The sequence below is a fragment of the Streptomyces flavofungini genome, assembly GCF_041028215.1.
In the GTDB taxonomy this organism is placed as follows: domain Bacteria; phylum Actinomycetota; class Actinomycetes; order Streptomycetales; family Streptomycetaceae; genus Streptomyces; species Streptomyces flavofungini_B.
In genome coordinates, this window is the sequence record NZ_JASKYR010001548.1 from 1 (window position 1) to 447 (window position 447).

Sequence of the window (447 nt, forward strand, 5' to 3'; positions counted from 1 at the left end):
GGGCTGCGTTCCGTGGGCGGGTGTCCCGTGCGGCTGGGTCCCGTGCGGCTGGGTCCCGTGCGGCTGGGTCCCGTGCCCGGGTGTCTGGCTGCCCGTCGTCGGGGGCGCGGGCTGCCCGGCCGGGGGCTGATCACTGGGGCTCTGCGCGTACGCCTGGCCGCTCGGGGTGTGGCTGGCCGGGACGGGCGGCTGCTGCACCCCGCCCGGCACCTGGTCGCCCGTCACCGACGGCTGGGCGCCCGTCATCGACGGCTGGGCGCCCGGCACCGACGGCTGGGGCTGCGGCTGTCCGGGCGGGAACTGGCCGTACGGGGTCTCGCCCGGCGCGGGCTGTGCGGGCGGCCGGCCGCCCGGCTGTCCGTACGGCTGGTCCGGCGCGGGTGTCGCCTGGGCCTGTGGCGGGACTGCCGGGGCTGCGGGCCGCGAGGGCGGCGGGAGGTCCTGGGG

The 447-nt window shown here is 80.8% G+C and carries 1 pseudogene; it reads left to right on the forward strand.

From position 1 onward, the window contains the following. Positions 1-166 precede the first annotated feature (166 nt). A pseudogene (locus AB8Z36_RS42120) lies at positions 167-447 on the forward strand (hypothetical protein); the annotation flags it as partial.